Source organism: Blastopirellula sp. SH421 (genome assembly GCF_057808535.1).
Map to the genome: position 1 here is coordinate 3,026,184 of NZ_CM173712.1, position 21,955 is coordinate 3,048,138.

At 55.2% G+C, this 21,955-nt stretch carries 26 protein-coding genes and 1 tRNA gene; 14 read left to right on the forward strand and 13 right to left on the reverse strand.

The window, feature by feature from the left end; genetic code table 11:
- Positions 1-43: 43 nt before the first annotated feature.
- Complete coding sequence (locus SH421x_RS12420) at positions 44-1,384, forward strand: IS4 family transposase (protein WP_488855979.1); 1,341 nt, start codon at positions 44-46, stop codon at positions 1,382-1,384.
- Positions 1,385-1,665: 281 nt separating this feature from the next.
- On the opposite strand, the gene SH421x_RS12425 is transcribed toward SH421x_RS12420, so the two are convergent.
- The 5 genes from SH421x_RS12425 to SH421x_RS12445 form a co-directional block, all read right to left on the reverse strand.
- Positions 1,666-2,223 (reverse strand): DMP19 family protein, encoded by a 558-nt coding sequence (locus tag SH421x_RS12425; RefSeq protein WP_488855980.1) that lies wholly within the window; start codon positions 2,221-2,223, stop codon positions 1,666-1,668.
- Between the two features lie 155 nt (positions 2,224-2,378).
- On the reverse strand, positions 2,379-2,735 hold the full coding sequence (locus tag SH421x_RS12430) for a hypothetical protein (RefSeq protein ID WP_488855981.1): 357 nt from the start codon (positions 2,733-2,735) through the stop codon (positions 2,379-2,381).
- Positions 2,736-2,764: 29 nt separating this feature from the next.
- Positions 2,765-2,965, reverse strand: a complete 201-nt coding sequence (locus tag SH421x_RS12435) for a tyrosine-type recombinase/integrase (RefSeq protein ID WP_488856433.1) — start codon at positions 2,963-2,965, stop codon at positions 2,765-2,767.
- A 6-nt stretch (positions 2,966-2,971) separates the two neighbouring features.
- A complete protein-coding gene (locus tag SH421x_RS12440) occupies positions 2,972-3,238 on the reverse strand; it encodes a hypothetical protein (RefSeq protein ID WP_488855982.1) in 267 nt (88 codons plus the stop codon).
- A gap of 545 nt (positions 3,239-3,783) precedes the next feature.
- On the reverse strand, positions 3,784-4,236 hold the full coding sequence (locus tag SH421x_RS12445; RefSeq protein WP_488855984.1) for a TraR/DksA C4-type zinc finger protein: 453 nt from the start codon (positions 4,234-4,236) through the stop codon (positions 3,784-3,786).
- 188 nt (positions 4,237-4,424) lie between these two features.
- On the opposite strand from SH421x_RS12445, the gene SH421x_RS12450 reads away from it, so the two are divergent.
- Both SH421x_RS12450 and SH421x_RS12455 read left to right on the forward strand, forming a co-directional pair.
- Complete coding sequence (locus SH421x_RS12450) at positions 4,425-5,057, forward strand: esterase/lipase family protein (protein ID WP_488855985.1); 633 nt, start codon at positions 4,425-4,427, stop codon at positions 5,055-5,057.
- 472 nt (positions 5,058-5,529) lie between these two features.
- The gene (locus SH421x_RS12455; RefSeq protein WP_488855986.1) at positions 5,530-6,183 is read left to right on the forward strand and encodes a 3-keto-disaccharide hydrolase; all 654 of its coding nucleotides are present in this window, start codon (positions 5,530-5,532) and stop codon (positions 6,181-6,183) included.
- A 95-nt stretch (positions 6,184-6,278) separates the two neighbouring features.
- Here the strand turns inward: SH421x_RS12455 and SH421x_RS12460 are convergent, their stop codons facing one another.
- Entirely contained in the window at positions 6,279-6,464 is a 186-nt protein-coding gene (locus SH421x_RS12460; protein ID WP_488855987.1) for a hypothetical protein, read from the reverse strand.
- Between the two features lie 43 nt (positions 6,465-6,507).
- Between SH421x_RS12460 and SH421x_RS12465 the strand changes: the two genes are divergently transcribed.
- From SH421x_RS12465 to SH421x_RS12515, 11 genes are all read left to right on the forward strand, one after another.
- Positions 6,508-9,405: a tetratricopeptide repeat protein gene (locus SH421x_RS12465; protein WP_488855988.1), complete on the forward strand. Its 2,898-nt coding sequence runs from the start codon at positions 6,508-6,510 to the stop codon at positions 9,403-9,405.
- Between the two features lie 93 nt (positions 9,406-9,498).
- Positions 9,499-10,317 carry a MotA/TolQ/ExbB proton channel family protein gene (locus tag SH421x_RS12470; RefSeq protein WP_488855989.1) on the forward strand — a complete coding sequence of 273 codons (819 nt, stop codon included), beginning with the start codon at positions 9,499-9,501 and terminating at the stop codon, positions 10,315-10,317.
- Positions 10,318-10,360: 43 nt separating this feature from the next.
- Positions 10,361-10,792, forward strand: a complete 432-nt coding sequence (locus SH421x_RS12475) for an ExbD/TolR family protein (RefSeq protein WP_488855991.1) — start codon at positions 10,361-10,363, stop codon at positions 10,790-10,792.
- A 2-nt stretch (positions 10,793-10,794) separates the two neighbouring features.
- Positions 10,795-12,942, forward strand: a complete 2,148-nt coding sequence (locus tag SH421x_RS12480; RefSeq protein WP_488855993.1) for a prenyltransferase/squalene oxidase repeat-containing protein — start codon at positions 10,795-10,797, stop codon at positions 12,940-12,942.
- A gap of 226 nt (positions 12,943-13,168) precedes the next feature.
- Positions 13,169-13,351, forward strand: coding sequence for a twin-arginine translocase TatA/TatE family subunit (gene tatA / locus SH421x_RS12485; RefSeq protein WP_488855995.1), 183 nt, complete (start codon positions 13,169-13,171; stop codon positions 13,349-13,351).
- Between the two features lie 54 nt (positions 13,352-13,405).
- Positions 13,406-13,759 (forward strand): Sec-independent protein translocase subunit TatA/TatB, encoded by a 354-nt coding sequence (locus SH421x_RS12490; RefSeq protein WP_488855997.1) that lies wholly within the window; start codon positions 13,406-13,408, stop codon positions 13,757-13,759.
- 141 nt (positions 13,760-13,900) lie between these two features.
- Positions 13,901-13,974 (forward strand) — tRNA-Val (locus SH421x_RS12495).
- Positions 13,975-14,055: 81 nt separating this feature from the next.
- Positions 14,056-15,138, forward strand: coding sequence for a tyrosine-type recombinase/integrase (locus SH421x_RS12500; RefSeq protein WP_488855998.1), 1,083 nt, complete (start codon positions 14,056-14,058; stop codon positions 15,136-15,138).
- A gap of 522 nt (positions 15,139-15,660) precedes the next feature.
- Positions 15,661-15,963 carry a hypothetical protein gene (locus SH421x_RS12505; RefSeq protein WP_488856000.1) on the forward strand — a complete coding sequence of 101 codons (303 nt, stop codon included), beginning with the start codon at positions 15,661-15,663 and terminating at the stop codon, positions 15,961-15,963.
- A gap of 40 nt (positions 15,964-16,003) precedes the next feature.
- Positions 16,004-16,216 carry a hypothetical protein gene (locus tag SH421x_RS12510; protein WP_488856001.1) on the forward strand — a complete coding sequence of 71 codons (213 nt, stop codon included), beginning with the start codon at positions 16,004-16,006 and terminating at the stop codon, positions 16,214-16,216.
- 246 nt (positions 16,217-16,462) lie between these two features.
- The gene (locus SH421x_RS12515; RefSeq protein ID WP_488856003.1) at positions 16,463-16,639 is read left to right on the forward strand and encodes a hypothetical protein; all 177 of its coding nucleotides are present in this window, start codon (positions 16,463-16,465) and stop codon (positions 16,637-16,639) included.
- A gap of 911 nt (positions 16,640-17,550) precedes the next feature.
- Here the strand turns inward: SH421x_RS12515 and SH421x_RS12520 are convergent.
- The 7 genes from SH421x_RS12520 to SH421x_RS12550 all read right to left on the reverse strand — a co-directional run bounded on the left by SH421x_RS12520 (position 17,551) and on the right by SH421x_RS12550 (position 21,947).
- Entirely contained in the window at positions 17,551-17,910 is a 360-nt protein-coding gene (locus tag SH421x_RS12520; protein ID WP_488856004.1) for a hypothetical protein, read from the reverse strand.
- Positions 17,910-18,275 carry a hypothetical protein gene (locus SH421x_RS12525; protein ID WP_488856005.1) on the reverse strand — a complete coding sequence of 122 codons (366 nt, stop codon included), beginning with the start codon at positions 18,273-18,275 and terminating at the stop codon, positions 17,910-17,912. Before SH421x_RS12525 ends, SH421x_RS12520 begins: the two co-directional genes overlap by 1 nt.
- A gap of 2 nt (positions 18,276-18,277) precedes the next feature.
- On the reverse strand, positions 18,278-19,168 hold the full coding sequence (locus tag SH421x_RS12530) for a hypothetical protein (protein WP_488856006.1): 891 nt from the start codon (positions 19,166-19,168) through the stop codon (positions 18,278-18,280).
- A gap of 201 nt (positions 19,169-19,369) precedes the next feature.
- Positions 19,370-20,917: a hypothetical protein gene (locus SH421x_RS12535; RefSeq protein WP_488856007.1), complete on the reverse strand. Its 1,548-nt coding sequence runs from the start codon at positions 20,915-20,917 to the stop codon at positions 19,370-19,372.
- Entirely contained in the window at positions 20,904-21,149 is a 246-nt protein-coding gene (locus tag SH421x_RS12540) for a phage tail assembly protein T (protein WP_488856008.1), read from the reverse strand. Before SH421x_RS12540 ends, SH421x_RS12535 begins: the two co-directional genes overlap by 14 nt.
- A gap of 77 nt (positions 21,150-21,226) precedes the next feature.
- Positions 21,227-21,559 (reverse strand): hypothetical protein, encoded by a 333-nt coding sequence (locus SH421x_RS12545; protein WP_488856010.1) that lies wholly within the window; start codon positions 21,557-21,559, stop codon positions 21,227-21,229.
- A 10-nt stretch (positions 21,560-21,569) separates the two neighbouring features.
- The gene (locus SH421x_RS12550; RefSeq protein ID WP_488856012.1) at positions 21,570-21,947 is read right to left on the reverse strand and encodes a phage tail protein; all 378 of its coding nucleotides are present in this window, start codon (positions 21,945-21,947) and stop codon (positions 21,570-21,572) included.
- Positions 21,948-21,955 lie beyond the last annotated feature (8 nt).

The following is a 21,955-nucleotide window of genomic DNA, read 5'->3' on the forward strand; positions in this document are numbered from 1 at the left end:
CTTCGTCGCCAAACGTCGCATACCCCCAAGAAGGAATCTTGGAATGTCGCATCAAGACAGCATGGATGTTCGCAAATCGCTCGATAATTTGAAAGCCGTATTGGAATTTTTGTTGCCGCCGGCTGCGCTTCAAACGCCTCGGCACGGCAATGCGGTCGTCGACTCTTTCACGCTAGCGGCAGTCGCCGTCGCCGCCTGGGGATGGTCGTCCAAACGCACTTTGAGTCAGCGCGTCGAGGAGGCCTGCGGCGCGGTGCGCAGTCTCTATCCCGATTGTGACGTGCTCTCGCGCCAAGGTTTGTGTCAGGCGTTGGCGACCTGCGGAGACGCGACTAGTTCGCAGGTTAGCGAGCATATTCAGCAGCAACTTCGGCAGTGGAGAGGATGTTGGACGACCGCCGGAAAACCAACTTACGCCGTGGATGGAACGAAGTTCGCCGCGCCGCGCACCGCGGCCAATCAGCAGGCCTTCTCCGCCGATCACGATGAAACGGCGAAGCCAAAGCAATATAAGAAAGAGGCTGACGCTTCGAAGGCGAGTACGGTTCAAGTGCTGGTTACGCTCTTTTGGCACATTGGCTCAGGCATGCCGATCACGTGGCGGCAGACGCCTTCCAACGGCGTTGAACGCAAGGAAGCGCTCGCCATGCTGGAAGAGTTGCCGGCGGATGCGCGGATCGTGGGAGACGCGCATTACACCGGCTATCCGTTCTGGTCGGCGATCTTGCAATCGGGACGGTCGTTTGTCGTTCGTATCGGTTCGAACATTAAGTTGCTAAAACAGCTCGATCCGCAACTGAAACGCCGCGGCGAGCTGGTTCATTACTGGCCGGAAAGCTCCCAGAAAAAGAACCAACCGCCGTTGTTGTTGCGGCTGGTTCATCTGAAAAGCTCACGCGGCGAGGTATGGTTGTTGACCAATGAAATGGAGCTTACGAATCGCCAGATTCAAGAGATCTACCAGGCGCGCTGGGGCATCGAAGTTTTCTTTCGCACGGTCAAGCAAAACTGCGGAAAAGCGAAAGGACTCTGTCGAACGCCGACGCATGTGAAGACCGAATTGACTTGGACGCTGCTCGGCGTCTGGGCGTCGCTATTTATCGCCAAGCTTCAGTCCAAGCGACATCGCCAGCCGCTGCAACAACTGAGCCCGATGCAAGTGATGGACGCCTTTGCAACGGCGCTGCAGCAAACCGCCCTGGGCCTATGTCAGGCGGTGCGATTAAACCTGCACAAGTGCCAAAAGGCCGACGAAAGCGGTCGCACAAGCAGCAAGAAAAGCCGCAATTATCCCCGCAAAAAGAAACCGAAACCATGCGGAAGCCCGACAATCATCAACGCCACGCCTGAACAAATAGCGGCTGCGAAGATGATGCTAAATTGAAATCGTTACCAGCGTTGGGTGGCACAGTCGGAAGTCTAATTTTTCGGGCGCCACTGGCCAAAGCCAGTGTTCCCTCTTTCTACCACCGCACAACTCAGAAGCAACAGAGCGACTCCGGCTTCTATTCTTTGACTCTTCCGCGTGGTTGATTTATCTTCCAATTCATCGACGACCACCCGTCGCTCTCGGAGTGAAGACACTGGCTGAAAAGGGCCAGTGCCACGCGAAAAGATGCCTGTTCGTCAGTGCCAACCCGCCGGTGCATTTTTTTGTTCTGTCACCTATTCGGGCAACGACGAAAGGTCTGTTTTGTTGGCCTTGATATATGTGTTGAGTTTCTCCATCACGCCGTCCATCGCGGCAAAGTACATTGAATCCGGCGAACTCTTGTCCTTCATGGAATCGAGTAAGTTGTATTTCGATTGCCACATTTTGAGCCGCCGATCAATATCTGCCGGCGGTGTTGAATTCGGAAAGACTGCAAACGCTTTTTCGAAAGCGGCCGACGCGTCTGACGCACCAATCGCTTTATAAGCTTGCCGAGTAAGTAGGAATTCGGGATCGCCAGGAAAGTCACCCTCGAAGAGATACTGAAAGCCGCCGTTTCCGAGTATGCCGTGTGAATGATAGACAAGTATCACGGTTTGCTGCGGCTTTGGTATCTTTGACGGATCAACGTTGTCACCGTGCTTTTTCAAAATTCTCTTAAACGTTTCGTCAGCGAGGTCAATGTTCGCCATTGCTGAATCCTCTGTTGCGTCAGATGTCGTGTCGGAAGACTTAGAACTGCACCCGACGAGGGACAAGAGCGTCGCTGCAAATAAAATGACGCGGGTCAATGTGGATGGCTCCTTAGTGACAGAACGGCGGCCATCACAGGGCACGAGGTGTAAGGCAACCACTGCTTAACCGCGTTTTCGAGTGCTACGTGTGCATGGATTGGTTCTGTTGTTATTCTAGCGTTACGGTCGTTGTTCTCAATCGTTCGGCGTCATCAATCCTCTGTTGCTTTCAAAGCCGTCGCCGCAAAGTAGTCGATGAATGAACGCTGGTCGCACCATTCACATTTAATCTTGTACGGCCCATCGCGTTCTTGTGCTTGCATTTCTTTCATCGCGTCGACGAGACCCTCTAACCTTGCATTACCCCAGTCGACTGCCCCTTCAGTAAATCGTTCACCACAGTAAGGACAACTGATCTTCAAGACCACCGTTCGAAAAGCGGCTTCGACCCCGGCGCTTGAAACGATGATCTGATCGTCGTTGGATTTTTGATCCCGCTTGCGAGCCATTTCGATATCAAAGTCCAAGTCTGTGGGAATTAACTTCTTTACTACAGAACTAGTGTTCATTCAAAACCTTTCCGAATAACGTGCGCACGTTATTCGGAATCCAGGCTGTCGAAATCAGCCGGGCTGCGGACTCCGCGGCCTTCCTGGTTCAAAACATGATTATAAATCATCGTCGTCCTAACGTCACTGTGACCAAGGAGTTCCTGTACCGTGCGGATGTCATCGCCCGCGTTGATCCGATGGGTTGCGAACGAGTGACGCAGTGGATGAGCCGTCACTCGTTTCGTGATCTGCGCTCAACGGGCCGCTGCGGATATTGCCTTCGAGATGGTGGATTCGTGCAGATGATGACGCCGACGAATACGACTGCGAGGATCAACGCTCAATCCAGCGGCGGGAATAACGTACTTCCAGCGAAAATCGAAGGCCGCCTGTGGAGATTTACGCTCAAGGGCATGGGGCAGTTCGACGCTGCCGATGCCTGCGGCTAGATCGTCCTCTTGGTTATGCCGGGGTATCTCGATCTGGCGCAGGAGATCGGAAACCGCAGCTTTCGGAAACATCGTACGGCGATCCTTATCTTCCTTACCTTCGGGAACGGTTGGTTCCAGTCGCTCGGGAACGAAAGGGGACGGGGGAATTTTTTCGTATCCTCGATTTTCGAGGGTGACCGCAAGGACCATGGGTATAGCCCAGGCCTCTCCGCTGGGCCGTTTTCTGAGCCCAAAGGATTGCGACATCCCGTGGCCCCGAACTAAGACTCACATCCCCTTTTCTTGCCTGTAATATTAATGCTCCTGGCCCGGCAGATGGACGTCGTCGAAGTGGATGTGTAATTGCGGTCGCTGTTCGATCAAATTCGCCAGGCCGTCTTCGGTGATGTTGGTTTGATCGGAGGTAAAAAAACTCGAGCGAATCGATTTCCGCAATATGCTCCAGTGCTGCGTCTGTCAGCGGCGTTTGCAGAATATGCAAAAATCTTAGCGACTGGTTGTCCGCCAGCGCGGCAATTCCCGCGTCTGTAATCAACGGACTCCCCATCCGCAGTTGCGGCAGTAGAGCAAGTTGCCTCAGAACAAAAATGCGTAACGAGCAGTCAGCGAACAGATTATTTGCAGCGGGGACACCGCATTCGATATCGAGTCATGCCGCCGCCGCGGCTGGTGGAAAGGGACATGATCTCGCCGCACTTGGGGCAATAGTCGGGCGTTGCATGATCGTCGGCGTTATCCAATTTTTCGCGACAGCCGACGCAGGTATCGGCGTTGGGGAACACCTCGAGCCGTTCCAGCGGAATCGGTTTGCGACAAACTTGGCAAACGCGGCGTTGATCCCATTCTTCTTCGTCATCGCGGGGAAGATCCACTTTCAGGCCGATGCGGCTGCAATCGCCGCACGACAATTTACCGGCGCTGCGGCGAAAAAGTTCGACCACCAAATTTGGGTCAGGCTCTTCTTCGCGGCGGAACATCCCCAGCTTCGTCAACTGACGAACCATCGCCAGATGATCGCAGACAAGATGCCAGCGGCAGTCTGGGCAGGATATTTCGAGACGTTCCATGAAGATCTGCAAGTTTTGGGGGGTGGGTAGTGAAAGCCGCAAGATTGCGGCTTGAGGGGCGAATAGCCTGCGCAGAACGAAATCTGCTGAGGACCACCGCGGTTATCGGAAATACGGATTATAACAGCCGAGCAAATCGGCCATAATCTGGGAGGATGTGATTTGTCACGTCAGAAGGAAGACCAGCGATGATCGATTCGGCGATGTCACAACGTAGAGAAAAGGTATTGCTCATTCATGGGTTTGCGTCGTCCAGCTTATGGATGAAACGGCTGGAGCGGCAGATTCAGGCCGCAGGCTTCGCCACCCGCGTCTATGGTTATGTCACGCTGATCGGCGATATTGAAGCGTACGCCCAAAAATTTGCTCAGGTCTTGCGCCAAATCGATGAAGAAGAAGACGTCGAACGTCTGCATATCGTCGCCCACAGCATGGGAGGCCTCGTCACGCGACGGGCCTTGCAAATCTATCGCCCTCAGCATCTCGGCCGCGTCGTCTTTCTGGCGAGTCCGCATCATGGATTGTACGCCGGGCGATTTTGGGGCGGACTGCTGGGTCTGATGCGTTGCCGTGCGGTGGGTCAAATGTCGGATGTTCTCGGCAGTTATGTGAATCAATTGGCGCCGCCTGATTTTGAATTTGGCGTGATCGTCGCAGCGCACGATCATTTGGTGTCACAACAATCGGCCAAACTAGAAGGCTACGCGGACTGCCGGATTTATCCCACGATGCACACCGCGCTGCTGCTACGCCGCGATGTGGCCCAAGATGTCTGCTGTTATCTCGAACATGGACGCTTTGCAGAAAGCGAGAAATTGTAGGCCAAGGCGCGCGTTTTGAAATTGCGATATCTAAGGACAAAGAAAGAATGGAACACGGAGGACACGGATAAATCACGGAGTTTCACGGTCAGAAATAGCTGCATATGCGTTAAGCAGCCATTTTCAAATTGTCTTGGTTAGGAAACAAATTTGACGGGATGGGAAATTGCAAGTCTCCCCTCTTGCCGTGTAAATCCGTGATTTATCCGTGTCCTCCGCGTTCTATTTCTTACGAACCTGCTAAATAGCGCAACCTCAAAAGGCGCGAGCTTGGATGGTCTCGAATATCGCTTTCGGCAAGAAAATATTCGATTTCTGCGCGTCTATTCGCGCCAAATTGCTGTTGGTTGGCACGAACGGCGAAAATTTGGGTTTGAGTATAGTCAGCCGTGTGTTGGGGGGCTATTTTCAAATACGGAAGCGTAAACGCCACATTCCCCCTGATCTCTCTCTCCTGTGAAGGACCCGCCTGATGAAACGTAATTTGCCGTTGCTTGTTCTCACCCTAATTGGCGCGTTGAGCGGCATCTCGACGCTGCATGCCGCTGAAGAAGGTTTCACCACTCTCTTTGATGGCAAAAGCCTGGATGGCTGGGTCGGCGCGACCGACGGTTATGATGTCGAAGAAGGGGCGATCGTTTGCAATCCAAAGAAAGGTGGCAACCTTTACTACGACAAAGAGTTCGATAACTTCGTCCTGCGTTTTGAATTCAAGCTAGAACCAGGCGCCAACAACGGCGTAGCGATTCGTTCGCCGATCGAAGGCAACTCGGCCTACAACGGCATCGAACTGCAAGTGTTGGACACCGAAGCCGACGTCTACAAAAACATCAAGCCGTACCAAGCGCATGGTTCGGTCTACGGCGTGGTCCCGGCCAAACGCGGTTTCCTGAAGCCGACCGGCGAGTGGAACGTTCAAGAGGTGATCGCCGACGGCAATCAAATCAAAATCACTCTCAACGGTGAAGTGATCGTCGACGCAGACATCAAAGAAGCGTCCAAGGACGGAACCCTGGATGGCAGCAAGCACCCGGGGCTGCTGAATAAGTCGGGTCACGTGGGCTTTTTAGGTCATGGAACCAAAGTTGCGTTCCGCAACATCCGGATCAAGCCGATCACCAAATAACTGCTAGCGGGCACATTGTTAATCTGGGAGGGTTCCACAGCTTACGTGTCGCCCGGTAGTTCTGGTAAATCCATGCAGACCGCCTGGTCGATTGCTTACATATCGCAGTCGACCTTGGCGGTCTTTCCTTTTCTCTGCGTCAACTTGATGTCGAGAAAAATGCTGGCGAATCGCCCTGTCGTCGTCTTACTGCGATCGGTATGATTCCACGGCTTCTTACGCGAACGAGCCGCAGCTCTCAAGGATTGAGACTGTACGCACAACGGAATGATGCGAAACACGAGGGTACTACTGGCGCTGATTCTCATTACGACATCGTTCGTGATGACGCGATCTGCTTGCGCCGACGGGGCGGCCGATCTGTATGCCGTCGCAGCCAGCCAATATGCTCGCAAGGATTGGGAAGCGGCGATCATTGCCTTTGATCGTTTCGTCCACGACTATCCCCAGCATTCACTGACCGGCCCCCTGCTCTTCTATCGCGGTGAGGCGCTGATTCAGCTCGAAGATTTTGCTGACGCTCGGAAGTCGTATGAAGAGTTTCTCAAACGTGTTCCCACGCACGCAAATCAGATTCAGGCAGAATTCAGAGTCGCTGAGTGCTACTACCTGACCAGCGAGTACGAAGCCGCGCAAGCCGAGTTTGAAGCTTTCACCACGACTCACAAAGATCACGCGCTGTATGCTCATGCACTTCCCTATCTGGGCGAAATCGCGCTGGCCAATCAACAGTATGACGCGGCGGAGCGATGGTTCCGCGCAGCGAAAGCGGCGGCGCCCAATCCGGCGATGCAAGCTGAAGCCGAACTTGGTTTGGCTCGGGCATTGCGAGACAGCGGTCAGTTGACCGCCGCACGTCAGGCCTATCGAGACGCGATAAAAGCAGAACTGACCGAATCGCAAGATGCTCGATTTGAGCTGGGCGTGCTGGAATATCGACTGGGCGATCATCGCACCGCCGTCGAACATTTGACCGAAGTCGTCAAAACCAATGATCGGCACAGCGATATTGCAAAGCTCTGGATCGCCAAAGCCTACTACGAAGTCCGCGATTGGCCGCAAGCGGAACAGCGACTGCAAGAGCTGGTCCAAGACGGAAAGCTAAGCCAATATCGGGACGAGATCGACTATCTGTCGGCACGCATCCGCTTGGAGCAAGGGGGGACCAGCGAAGGTCTGACGCAGCTCGAACAATTGCTCGTCGATCATCCGGCGTCTCCCTGGTGTGATGAAGCCCTCTTCTATCTGACCGAAGCGGCCATTGTGACCGGCGATCTCGAAAAAGCTACAACCAGCGTTCAACGCTTGGTGCAGCAACACCCCCAACGTGAAGCGACGCCGCAAGCTATTCGTCTGGTCGTGCGTCAGCGGATCGAAAAAGAAGAATACGCCCAAGCGATCGAATTGCTCGAGTCTCCAGGGATCGATGATGTAGCGCCCGAGATGGAACAGGCGGCCGTCACATGGTCCTTTGAAAAACCGTACCTGCGTGGCGTCGCGCAGCTGGGCGCCGGCAACGCCAAGCAGGCAAGCTTGCAATTGGAAGCGGCGATCGCTGCGACCGAGTTGCCGCAGCAACAAGCTTCGGCCTACTATGCTCTTGGCTTGGCCGCCGATCGCAGCGGTCAAGACGCCGATGCGGCCCGCCATTTCGCCAAATACTTAGAAGTTGCGCCCAGCGGTGAAGAAGCGTTCGCTTCTCGCTTGCTGCTGTCGGCTGCGTTGGCCCGCATCGGGCAACTCGACGACGCAAAGACCACCTATGCCCAAGTCGATCGCTCTCAGTGTGACGAGCGACTCTATCTGCTGACCACGCGCCGCTTGGCCGAAACAGCCTTGAAAGCCGGCGATAAGCCGTGGGCTGGTCAGTTGTTTGAAACGCTTACTCAAAATGGTAATCCTGCAGAGTTCATCAAGGCCGGTGTCGCCGGGCTTAGCTGGGTTCAATTGGATGCCGCTAGCGACGAAACCTCAACCGCTGCGATCGATCAACTGATCGAGCAAGATCCGACCAGCACGCTAATTCCGACAGTGTTGTCAGCTCGGGCTCAGATCTTGCTGGGGCGCGACCAAGCGGCGGAAGCGCTCACCCTTTATCAACAGATCTATCGCGACTACCCCGAGTCAGATATGGCGCCGACGGCTATGTTGTCAGCCGCCCAGATCTTGAATCAACGCAAAGAGTATGGCCGCGCCGCCGAACTTTATCGCGCCCTGATTCAGGCGCCCAGCCAAGAGCTGCAACTAGAAGATCTCCACTATCGCTTGGGTTGGACGTTGTTTGACCAAGGGAAGCCGGAAGCAGCCGCCGAGCAATGGCGCATTATCAGCGAGAACTATCCAGAAAGCCCACTCTGGAGCGACGCCGCTTATCGTCGCGCCGAGACTTTGCTGACCGCCCAGCAGGCGAGCGACGCCCAGCGGTTGCTTAACAAGATTGTCTCCAAGGGAGACCCTCAGGTGGCGCCTCATGCAACTTACTTGTTGGGGCAGATCGCCGTCGGCCAAGCCGATTGGGAAACAGTCGCCGCCGAGATGACGAAGCTGAAGAGTGCTGAAGTTGGCGAAGAGCTACAGATGATGGCGAGCTTTTGGCACGCTGAATCGCTGTTCCACCAACACAAATTTGGCGAAGCCGCGAAATTGTTTGACAAGGTGGAAGGATTGGCCCGCGGTCGAGAGCTGACATGGAACGCGACCATCGCGCTCCGTCGTGCTCAACTTGCGGCCCATCTGGGCGACTGGGACGAGGCGCTTCGCCTAGCCGAACTGGCCGCGGTGAGCCACCCCGATTTTGAGCAACGTTACGAGCTCGATTATCTGCGTGGTCGCTGCTTGGCGCGTCAGGCTCGCTTTGCCGAAGCGCGCGAAGCCTACCAGCGCGTGATCGATTCCAATCATGGAGGAGCGACCGAAACCGCGGCGATGGCGCAGTGGATGATCGGCGAAACCTACTTCCATCAAAAGAACTTTCAATCGGCGATTCAAGCCTACTCGCGGGTCGCTGCGCTCTATGACTTCCCGCGCTGGAAGGCTGGATCGCTGCTGCAGATCGGCAAGTGCTACGAGATTTCGCGCCAATGGGATAAGGCGCAAAAGTACTACGACGATGTAGCGGCCGGTTATCCCGAGACCTTGTTCGCTGGCGAAGCCCAACAACGATTGAGCGTCGTCCGCCAACGTCGCGAGACGGCCAAACTCAAGACAACCGAACAGCGCTAATCGCGGTCGATCGGAGTCAGAACTACATAGACAACTTTTACTATCCATCGGTGGCGCCCTGGGCCGGTGATTTGTGATCGGGAGTGAACTGAAATGGATGTCAGTCAGCTACGAACCGTCGGACGAGGCCTAGGCCAGCTCGCGCTGGTCGGAGCGTTTGGGGGGATCTTCCTCACGGCGCCTGCCTTCGCGCAAGAGGGCGCCGATGCGCTGGCGGCTGCGGCCGAATCCCCGATTCCAACCCAAAACATGTTGCAAGCGATCCGCGATGGCGGGTTGCTGATGATCCCGATTGTGCTTTGTTCGTTTTTGCTGCTGGTCTTCGTCTTTGAACGTGCGATCAGTTTGCGCACGGGACGCGTCATTCCGCGTCCGTTCGTCAAACGCTTTATCGAGCAGGTTCGCGAAGGTCAGATCGATCAAGAGCAAGCGCTCGCGCTGTGTGAAGAAAACCAAAGCCCCGTGGCCGAGGTCTTTTCGGCAGCCATCAAAAAATGGGGCCGCTCTTCGGTCGAAGTTGAACAGGCGATCATCGACAGCGGCGAGCGAGTCACCAACCGTTTGCGACGTTACTTGCGGCTGTTCAACGGCATCTCCACGATTAGCCCCCTGTTGGGTTTGCTCGGTACGGTGCTCGGCATGATCCAGGCGTTCAACTCGATTGCGACCGCGGATGCGATGGGCCGTCCCGAACTGTTGGCCGCCGGCATTAGCCAAGCGCTGCTGACCACGGCCGCCGGCTTGACTGTCGCGCTGCCGGCGTTGATTGCATATCTCTTTTTTGTCGGTCGAGTGGATCGGCTGGTGATGGAGATCGATTCGCTGGGTCAGGATTTGGTCAACGCGATTGCGTCGGATGGTTGGAAAGAACGGAAGACCGTCCCCAAGAAGGCTGCTCGCCGCGCCGCGTAACCACCAGGGTGAACGGAATCGCCCTTTATTAGGAGCCAGGAAGGTGCCTCTCAAAACGCATATCGACGAGACGCCGACGCTCAACTTGACGCCGATGATCGACATTGTCTTTCTGTTGATCATCTTCTTCATGGTCGGCACTAAGTTCACCGAGCTCGAGCGCAAGATCGGGCTTGAAGTCCCAGCCGTCAACGACGTCGGCGCGCTCACCGCCGCTCCCGAACGCAAGGTGGTCAACATCTATCGGGATGGACGCATCATGCTTGATCGACAAGAGCTGACGGTCGAACAACTGCAGCTCACGCTGGTCGCCGCCCGCGGCGAGTATGAGGATCTAGGCGTGCTGGTTCGCGGCGACGCCGAGATCCCGTTCCAAAGCGTCGCATCGGTATTGAACGCTTGCCGCAGTGCAGGGATCAACGAGATGGGCATCTCTGTACGCTTGGCGCAACAAACTAACACGAGCACCAGATAACCATGCACCTGCTGGCGGACGCCAATCAAAGCTTGCTTTCGTCCCACGTGATTTGGAACATCATGTGGGCGGGGCTCGCGGTATTGACGATCTCGCTGCTGGTCTTGATGCAAACCCGCTGGGGCCAAGCCAGGCCGATCTCCAAATGCGTGGTCCTCTCAATCTTCGCACATCTGTTGTTGATCGCCTATGCTCACATGACGCAGCTGTTCTCTCCGGGGCCTGCGCTCACGCCGGCGCCGCTTAGCTTTAAGCTTTCTAGCGTTGCGTTTGAAGAAAAAGCAGATCGTCCCACGCAGGAAGCGACGCAAGCCAAGCCATGGGAGCTGTCTGAAACAGCGTCCCTGCCCTCGCCGCAAGCCGCTCCGTTGGCCCGCCGCGAAGATCCCAGCGCCGTAACCAGCGATCCGGCCCACGATTGGCCCAGCGAAGATGCGCCCCTCAGTCAAACCATCACGCCGCCGCCTCTGGATACCGCCACGCCGACCGAATTGACCGAAGCGAATCAGGCGCCGGTCGAGCCGTCGGTCGCTCCGCGCGGATCGATGATCGCCGCTGCCGACATCGGGCCGATTCCCGCGGCGCCTATTCCGGCCGTCGCCGCTGCTGAACTTGCCGCAGCCGTGGGCAGCGCGCTGATAGCTCCCACGTTGGCCCGGCGTGATTCGGACGCGGCGCCAATGGCTGAAATCACACAGCCGCAGCTAGAGCCGACCGAAGAAGATCGCCAGATGAACGATCAGATTCATCAGTTGGCCGATATGGCCACCACCGCCAAACCGGCCGATGCAATTCAAAGCGAGACCGATCAACTTCGCGCCGCTGACAATCGTATTGACGGCCCCAACGCATCGTCGTCGCGTGCCGAAAATGGCGCCCCCGCCCAATTGGCTTCGGCCCGCGCCACCGGCGATCAGCAGCAGCTGACGCAGCTCAATCAGCTGGGCGTCCCGGCGCCGGCGACCAATCGCCGCACGTTGGCGGCTTCGCCGTTGCCGTTGGCGATGCAGGCCCGCGTTGCTGAAAACCAAGCCGACATCATCCAGGCCCAAGGGGGCGATCCGCGGATCGAAGCCGCCGTCGACGCATCGCTAGTCTGGCTAGCCGCGAATCAAGAGGATGACGGTCGCTGGGACGCCAGCCGACATGGCGCCGGCGACGAACAACGCGTCCTGGGTCACGATCGCTACGGCTCCGGCGCAGACGCCGATACCGCCGTTACCGGCCTGGCGATTCTGGCGTTCATGGCGCGTGGACATACGCATCTGGAAGGAAAGCACCGCACCAACGTGCAGCATGGGCTCGAGTTCCTGATCTCGCAGCAGGCCGAAACCGGCTCGTTGGCCGGCGAAGCTCGCCTGTTTGCGCAGATGTATTGTCACGGCATCTCGATGCTGGCGCTCAGCGAAGCCTACGCGATGACCCGCGACGATCGCATTCGCCCGGCGCTGGAAGCGGCGCTTCAATATTCGTATCAATCGCAGCATCAAACCTCCGGCGGCTGGCGCTATCAGCCTGGTGACTTGGGAGACACCAGTCAGTTTGGTTGGCAGGTGCTGGCGCTGCACAGCGCCCAACTGTCTGGTATCGAAACGCCAGAGCGGACGCGGGATCTGATGACCCGCTTTTTGCGGAGCGTCTCGTCAGGCGACAACAATGGGTTGGCCAGTTACCGTCCCGGCGAACGAACCAATCCGGTCATGACCGCCGAAGCGCTGGTCTGCCGCATTTTTATGGATGCTGAAAATAGCCCGGCCGCCGTCGAAGAAGCGGCCAACTATGTCGCTCGCTTTGAACCAGGCCCCGGCAAGCCCAATCTTTACTTTTGGTATTACGGCACCATCGGCATGCACCAACTGCAAGGGGAACGCTGGCAATCGTGGAGCGCCGCGATGCAGCGGCAGGTCCTCAAAAGCCAACGCAGCGGCGGCATCGAATCCGGCAGCTGGGATCCCGACACCGTTTGGGGGTGCTACGGCGGACGTGTCTATTCGACGGCGATGGCTACCTTATCTCTAGAGGTCTATTTTCGCTATCTTCCCATTTACTATGAGCTGCAGAACCGTCCTGCTCCTATCGCCCAGGCGCCTGCGATGATCCGCAGCGGCGTCCGAATCTCGTCAAAACCGGACAATTTGGCCCCGCGCTAGGGTTCTCGCAGCCGTCCGCTGCAGATTGCTCCCTTTACAGCCGGGGAGGGTCGAGTAAAATTGGTACATGGTTGCGGCAGGTAGCCGCACCCTTCGCGCATTTGGTTTGCGCAAAGGACCGCACGAGTATTGGTTCTGGTCAGGCTCTATCAAGAGTGCCGACCCGCTTTCGCCTACTTGGTTGCGTGTTCTATCTCCGTCTTTCGTTTGACAACGAGGTAAGAACATGGGTATCGGCGTAAATGAACTACTGATCGTGCTGGGCATCATTATCTTGCTGTTTGGCTCTACCAAAATTCCCCAAATGATGCGTGGCTTAGGTCAAGGCATCAGCGAGTTCAAATCGGGGATGAAGGAACCGCCGGTTCGCGCCGACGAGCATGACGAAGAAGAAGTGAAAAAGGCGTAAATCGCCTATTTTGTCTCCTTTCTCATTTCACGTCGCGAACAAAGGTCCCGTCGTATGATGACCCTACCCATTTCCATGCCGGTAATCTTCGGATTCATTGGCGGCTTGGGAATGCAAGAGATGATGATTGTCGCCGTGTTGGCCGTGTTGTTGTTCGGCAAAAACCTGCCGGGGGTCGCCCGTTCGCTCGGGCGAAGCTACTCGGACTTCAAAAAAGGGCTCAGTGACATTCAATCCGAGTTTCACAACGCCACCAAAGAAGTCGAAGACACGGTCAATGACCGCAAAAGCTACTCGTCCAAGTCATCCAGCTCCTCCAGTTATGATGACTATGACGACTACGCCGAAGCAACCGCTCCCAAGTTCGAGCCCCCACCGGCCGAACCACAGAAGTCGGAACACAACTAACCGATTTTTGTCCCCCTCGCGTGCTAATATCCGCTAGTCGTAGCGAGTAAAAACCGATAAACTGACGAACCTGACGGCGCGAACCTTCACGCCGTCAGGTTCTCTCTGTGGATGCAGGTTGGGTGAATAACTCAACACCCCGGGCGATTAGCTCAGCTGGTTAGAGCGCCGTCTTCACACGGCGGAGGTCGCGGTTTCGAATACCGCATCGCCCACTTTTAAAGTGTGAAACAGTAAAGAGTTAGAGCGACAGGATAAACAACAGGCCGTGCACACTAGTTGAAGGAGTGCACACTTTGGCAAGGATTCCTAAGTACAGCCGGCATAACGTGCGGGATGTCGGTTACATCAATTTTGGCGGGAAAAGACACTACTTCGCCGGCAAGTATGGGTCGATCGAATCAAAGGCCGCCTATAACGCATTCCTGCGCGATTACGTGTTGGCGGCGTCACCGGCGGCTAAAAACGGGTCGCTACAGATCACGGACTTGGTACGGCTCTACAACCTTTGGGCGACGTCCTATTTCGCTGACCTAGGGCCGCGATCGCATTATCAGGCGATGCTGCGGGCGCTGCTCAAGCTAGACGATCATTGCGGCGAGCTGCATGTCGAGTCCTTTGGGCCGCTGGCGCTGCGAGAGTTTCGCGCCCACCTCATCGCGTCTGGCAATGCGCGGTCCTACGTCAATTCACAGGTAGGCCGCGTTAAGCAGGTGTTCGGTTGGGCAGTCTCTCACGAGCATATCCCGGTCGCGATTTATCAAGCCCTGCTGACGGTCGAGGATTTACCGTTCGGCAAGGGCGGCGCCAAGGAAAAGCCGAAGCGTCAGCCGGTATCGTTCGCCGATGTGTTGGCCACGCTCGACCAGCTCACTCATCCGGTGCACGCAATGGTGATGATGCAATGGCACACCGGCGCTCGGTCGCAGTCAATCGTTCTGGCCAGTCGTGACCAGTTTGCACGCGATGGTGATTTACTGATCTGGATGCCGCGGCATAAAAACGAGCATCGCGAACAAACTCTAATCGTGCCGATCGGGCCGCGGTGCCAGCATGTCATTCTCCCCTTCCTTGAACGATCCAGCGGCTTCCTGTTTCGGCCACGGCGTAGCACGAGAGAGGATGCCCATTATCGGACCTGGACGTATAGACGGGCTATTGTGAGGGCGCAAGAGCGATGCAATAGAACGCGGCCAGATGGTGAGCAGCTTCAGTGGTCACCGCATCAAATGCGACACGCGAAAGGCCATGCGATTCGCGAGGAATACGGCGTCGAAGCTGCACAGGCCATCCTTGGCCACGCCAGCTTGAGCGCTACGCAAATCTATTCTGATAAGCGGCTGGAATTGGCCAAGAGAATCGCGATGGAATCAGGCTGAGACGGGGTCGCCACAAAGCCGAGCCGGCCGTAAACCTCGTTAAAAGTCTCGCAATACTTCTCGCGTGGATCTTGGATTTCCGACGTCCTAACCAAGACTCCGTGCTGTGTAATCTGTACCTGTAGTGGTGGAAGGTTCATCGTGAACATGCTCCTGCAAAGCACATGAATGGAGGGGACTTCGCCAGACTCGGCGAAAGCGATAGAGCGCTAGAAAAGGCGAATGGGCGGCAATCGCGACCGGCTGCGACCTTGCAGACTAGGCGAAAAAAGCTGGCGGGTTTTACTTTACCGCCAATAGCAAAACTGTCTACAGTTAAACCCTGATTGTTGCGGTTAATTCGCTTGCTGCGGTGGGGGTTCAATCGTCACAAGTGATAGCATCGGTGAACGCGTGTACACGTTAGGTCACTGGGGATGGAAAATCTTTTCTCTTTTCAGAATTGCCCCTTGCAATCGTAATCAAGCTGTACATAATGATTGCATGAGCAACGCACTTCGCGGGGATCGATGGGGCCAAAGCATGCGATACATCACAAGCCAGATTGAACGAGTTACAGACATCATCACGGCTAAGCGAGTCGAGAAAGACTACGATGTGCAGTTCGTAGTCGTGACAATGAGCGATGGGGAGTCGATAGGCTTTGTGGTCGATGGCCACCATAGCCACGCTGCGGCGATTGTTGATGGAGTCGAGCCGAACTACATCGACGTAACTGACGACTACGCTAGTGAGATCGAGAATCTGGGGCCTGAGGAATTTCTGGAATCGCATTCATGTGGCGAAGGCTGGTGGGAAATTAACACTAACCAGCCTGCGTGGTAATCATTTTTTTAACCGCCGTGACTGGCACAAGGGGAATACGATGACGACTGAAATCACTGTGGCGATCGACGAAGAAAACAATGCCGAAGCGTTTTGGGGCGAACTGGATGGAAAGTTCCCAGCAATTGCGGCAGAGCTGCGAACGAGCAACACGGCAAATTTGACCGCCGATCAGTGGTCACAGATTCAATCTCTTGAAGGTTTCGCGGACGGCCCGGCTCACGCTCGCACCGCATTGATCGTCACTGAATAACACAGCCACCAAACCGCCGCACCACTTGGCCGGCGTGGCTAATTTTGGAGCAAAGCATGAAGCGACTACCATTTGACGTGCCAGACGATTGGCCAGAATTAATCAAGCTCGCTGCCGAGAAACGCGGTCAAACCGTGCAAGATTATATCCGCACTCCACTAGCGCGACAGCTCAAGCGTGATGGACATGCGGTGAGTAAGCCAGAACGGCCGGGTGGGAATCGTGGCGGGGCAGGGAGAAAGCCAAATGAACCCATCTGACCTAGACCACACCAAGCTAACCGACGTCGCGAAAAGCGATCTGAGCCCAGAGGATAAGATTAGCCTGCTGCTTGATCGGGTGGCGCTGTTGGAGGCGTTTTTGTTTGATCGTGGGTATTCGCCTGCGAGTGCGCGGGGGATTGAGGGTCCGCCGTTTCGGTAGTGTGCCAGCGCGGGCAATCCATGAGCACGCCCACGCCTAGCTCTCTCGCCTTCTCTGGTCGGCCTATCAGCTTAGGCTTACCGCATCCACAGCCGTTGCAGGCTACCAGCATGTCTAGGTGTTCGCAGCGTTCGGATGGTGGTTTTGATGCGCCGCAGATTTGCGGGAGGTAGAAGTAATGGATTGTGAGTAGCGTCTCTCGCAGCTTCTCGGGGTTAGGCTCTCCTCGGCAATTTGCTTTTGGCGCGAATGTACACAACCCGACTTTTCGGTTGCACCCAGGGTTAGCGCATACCCACATCCCCCGCTGTTTTTCAAAATCGCAGTTCATGGAAGTTCAACCACTGCGGATGCTGTCGAAATAAATGAGCAGCTGCCGTCAAATGTAAGCTCACTGTAGAATACCGGCTCCTTGCCGTCATAGTATCCAGCGCAATCAACAACTCCCTGGCCGACATCATATTCCGCGCTTCCACGGCTATAGTTCGCATAGCCTGCCGCAGCACCACAGGACGACGCCTGTTTTCCGCCAAATGGCGATGTTGTCGGTATTTGAAGAAATATCAAAAGGGAAAGAGTATTCCCTGTTGTGATTGTTAGCGTTATCTGCAATCGACAGTACCTTGGGTGCAACTCTGACCCAGTCGCATAGAACGGGTCGAGATCGGCTTCGGTGCAGTGTGAGTCGATTGGTTCACTGTAAAACCAAGTACAGGAATCTCCGGGAACTGTGAAGAATTTGTCGAGTATGTATGCGCCGTTGATTGCATCGCAAATTGCACAATCGCCAGAAACTCCAGATAGAGTTACCTTCCATGACTCGGGGGCGGTGTCAGCATTACAGCCTCCGTTGCATGTAGACAGTCGAAGGCAGCACCCGCAGTCACCTTGTGGTCCATGCCATCCCATTATTACGGAACCTCGCATCCAGATTGAATCGCGTAATACTTCCCACCTTGCTTGATGCAGTAACCTTCAAAGCCTTCCTCTGCGCCGGCGAAAACCTCTTTCGGGTCGTAGAGGGTCGATGATTCCAGTGCTGCCGTGTCGACGCCATCTAGAGCCTGGATACTGGCGGATGCTTGCTTGGCGGTGGTTTCGCTCATGTCTTCGGTTAGGGTGAAGCCGTAGAGTTGATTGCCTGCCACGCCACGCGGATATCTACGCTGCTGCTGATTCAACGCCGGCACCGTCCTCCGCTCGTAATCTTTCACGGCGGCTGCAATTCTGCGAATCGTCGCCTCGTCGAAGGTGTAGACCGGCTGTGCCATCAGTCCTCCAAGCAGATAAACAGCACATCACATGCACCCGTATTCGCCTGCATCTTGAGCGTGGCGGCCGGCGCGAGACGGAATAGCGCGATCTCCCCCGGCTCTAGTTTGCCGATATCGACAATGCCAGTTGAATCCGGTCCCCACTCGACATAGTTGGTTGCGTCGAGATTGACCATCAATAGGTAGCCTTCGGTGGTCAGCGTCGAGAACGAAACCGTTTCTTCACTGGTCCCGATCTCTTGGGTGAATTTGCTAATTCCAGCGGTCGCCTGATCGAATTGCAATCGGCCAGTCTGATATGTCTCCTTCAAGACGCCGTTGACCAATGCGAAATTGACATTGAGCGTAAGTTCGTTCGCCATGCTTAAATCTCACTAAAGCTTGTGGGGATACCGAGCGACCCAAAGTCGCCTTCGCTGAATAGAGTAAAGTCGAGATAGACGGGTGGATCGCCGGCTTCGAGCACCGTTCCAAATCCGTTTAGCAGCGATGGCTCGGTAACAGGAGCGCGGCCGATTTCGTTCCCCTCATCGTCGTTGAGTGGGAGCGTAATCATGGTCTTGTCGGGGTAGTTCAGTTCGTTGAATCCCTCATCCAAAACACGAGCATTCCAGCCACCTTCACGGATCTGAAATTCATAGGTGACGTGGAAATAGCGACCGATCGATTGATGATAGAGCACCTCGAAATCAAACCTCGATAGTCTCGCCGTCCCAGAATCGGCATCAAAAAACGTCGAGTCATTGACCTTCTTGCGAAAGCTTGCCACCGTCGCCAGATTAAGAGTCGATACATTTTTAGAAATGCTGATCGCGTAATCGGCGTAGGGGATGCTCAGTCCGCGAATCGGATCTTCTGCGGAGTTTTGTACCGGCTCACCCTCTGCATCTTCGGTAACCGGAATTTCCCGATCAATCGATCCACCCCGCACAACCGCGCGTTCTTCCAGCGGGTTGCCATCTTCGTTTTCTTCTTCCTGGTCGTCTGGCTCGTTGTCGTAAGTTGCTGTTACAGCCCACTTTCGCGTGGTGTCGTCGCCATCTTCCATCACAGAAGAGACGGTCTTGCAGGTGAGGAAAAAGTCAGATGGATGGATCTCACCCGGGGCCGGTACTCCAGCCGCAAAAACTGCGTCAATCTCGTCGAATGGCGTGCCGATGTCGAGTACAATCTGAAATACGCGCGTAGCCGAACGCGTCTTTTTGGTGCGGGTGGCTTGTGGTGAGCCTCGCTTTAGATCGATGGAATACGGCATTATCGGGGGAATTCTTTATGTGGCTACTTGCTACACTGTCTGCGTTTTCTGCCTTTGGAATTGGCGCCGCAGTTACTGCGGTTCTATTTCTCTTCTCGCTTGGATCTTCCGATCACTCCTTAAGCTCCATTCTGATTTCTTCATCTGTGTTTACCGCAGCAGCAGGACTTGCATCCTTCGGCGTCCTGGCTGTTGACCAGATCAAAAACTGACTGTCTTTGTCTGGGCTTGGTTTTTGCCTTGAATAACCAGTTGCTGCGCTTGGGCCAGTATCTTCTTTTGCAGGTCCGTCTGTTGCTTGACCTCGCGCGCCGCAATCTGGCCATTGCGATTTCGATCAATCGCGTCAAATGCAGCCGAGCTTCCCTCGGTTGATGCAGATAGCGAGCCTCGCGGCGATGATGCGAGCTGCGAGAATCGGTCGATCTGCTTAGCTAGATCCTTGCCTTTTTCTTTGGTAAACGCGTCAAGTAATTCCCGCTCAACGCGGCTCGCCTCGACTGCGGTAACATGCCGATCAGCTTCCAGTGCTGTCAGTTGCTCGACATCGCGAATCAGCTTTTCTTCACTGGTAAGCGACTGCTCTTTAATCTGCGCCGCCTTGGCCTCCATCTTGTTTAGACGCTCCTGTTGCGTAATTAGCTCTTCTCGCTTCTGGACAAGCATCTGCGCACTCTTGACCGCTTCTTCGGACGCGCCTCCTTGTGAAAGCTCTAGAATCCTCTGGGAGTCTGGATCCATACCTCCGACCTTGGAGACGTCGGAATCTAGCTTCTCAATCAGCTTATCGAGATCTTTAGTGGCTACTTTCGCTTGCTCGAGCAAGGGATTGCTGACCGCATTCAAAACTTTGTCGCTAGTAGTTGTGAGAGGGGCTAGCGTCTTCTTCATCTTTTCGGTGGCGTCAATCATGTCGAAAAGAAAGGAGGCATCCTTGGCAATGCCACTAACTAAAGTGTCAGGAAGTAGGCCTTCAAGCCAATCGACAACATCCTGTCGATTTGTGATGAAGAAATCAATTTGCGCCGCCCTGGCCTCAACAAAACTGTTTGTAATCCCAGAAACAATTTCCTGCATTCGGCGCAGGTTGTCGTTGTATTTCTCGATTCCGCTTGTGTCTGTTAGCGTGCCACGAAGGGATTCAGATTCATTGGTCAGCATGCGTATCTTTTCAGATCCGCCATCGAGAAGTTGCAACATGTCGACGCCAGAGCGGCCAAACAAGTCATAGGCAAGCCGCACGCGATCAGTTCGGTCGGTTACTTTCTCAAACCCAATCGCAATAGCCTCAAGCTGCTCAGTTAGGCTTAGGTTTTTTAGGCCCTCAGCAGAGACACCGAGTTCGGCCAGTGCGTTGCGAGCTTCGCCAGTTCCCTCCGCGGCTTCACCGACATTGTTCGTAAACTTTTCTAGCGATTTATCGATCCCGGTTACGCCTTCTAGGTCGGCGGCAAAGCGGATGTTGCTGATCTCGTCGAATGTGCTCCCTAGCTTGCGAGCAGTCTTCGCCGTGGCGTCGATTTCTTCACCTGTCTTTACTAGGTGGTTATTGAGCGCAATCAGCCCTGTTGTTAACGCACCTGCGCCGATTACTCCTGCGGTGAAAAGTGTCCCATCGCCAAGTCGAGCAAGAGCGCCAGACGCAAAGCGATCGATCGAAGCCAATTCGCGACGAACACGCCCCATGCCGGCTTCGAACTGCCGAGTTGTTGCATCAACGATAACGCTAAGTCGATCAATTACGGCCATGCTTCACCTTGGCTTTTGCCCTGACTGCATGAATACTCGCTTTGACTGCCGCCTCCATCGATTGCACCCTCTGCGGCTTTTTCATGTTCGGCCGGAAATTGGAAGGCTTCGCGGTCTTGGAGCCCTGGCTGCGATAGATGGCTGTGCAGATTTGCCCAGTGTGTAGCCACGGATCTGGGATTGCTTCAACATTGAAATAGGCCCGGTATTCGTCTAGTTCTCTGGCCATCATGGTCCGTCGAAGCTCCGACACAGGGCGATGAAATACATTGACGCTGAGGAAAAAGAGCAGCCATTGGTCGCTGCCCTCTACGAGTTTTTTTCCAGTTCCTTGGATTCGGCTTTATCGAGATAGGTTAAAGCGAAAGCTGCTTCAGCGAGTGGCTCGATAATCGGAGCCCATGTAGATCGAAACAGTTCTCCGGTCGGATCAACCAGCTCCCCGCTCTCGTCTCGCACACTGGCAGCCAGCAGCATCGCTTGCAGCTTGGCTCGATCACCTTGGTATTTCGACGAGATGTCAACCCGCTCTCCGGACGACAATCCGTAGACGACAAACTCGGCGTTGAGTTGAGGAATCGGAACCGTCTTTTTTGGGATCTCGGCGAGCCGTAATAGATCGCGTAACTGTTCAGCGTTCATAGTGTCTTTCTTAGGCGGCGTTGGTCCAGGTGACATCTTCCGACCACTTCAAGGTGAAGCTGGCGGTCATCTTATCTTCTAGTGGAACTGCGGCGCTCCAGTCGGTGCAGAAAGCGGTCCCGGCTGCGGTGGCGCCAGTCGAGAAGGTTATTGTCACCGTCTCGGCAGCTCCACCGATTGGCGGTTGTTCGTCAGGGTCAAAATTGATATCAACCTGCAGCGTGCCGTGGTCGACTAGATCGCCGGGAATGAAGGTTCTTTCCGTTGACGACATATGCGAAGTGTCGATGGACGGGCGAGTGATCCCATCAAACGAGATATTGGTAATTTCGGCGGCGAATGAAGACGTCGTAAAGACGATCGTGGCGCCGGTTCCATTGTCAGCCATGATTTGTT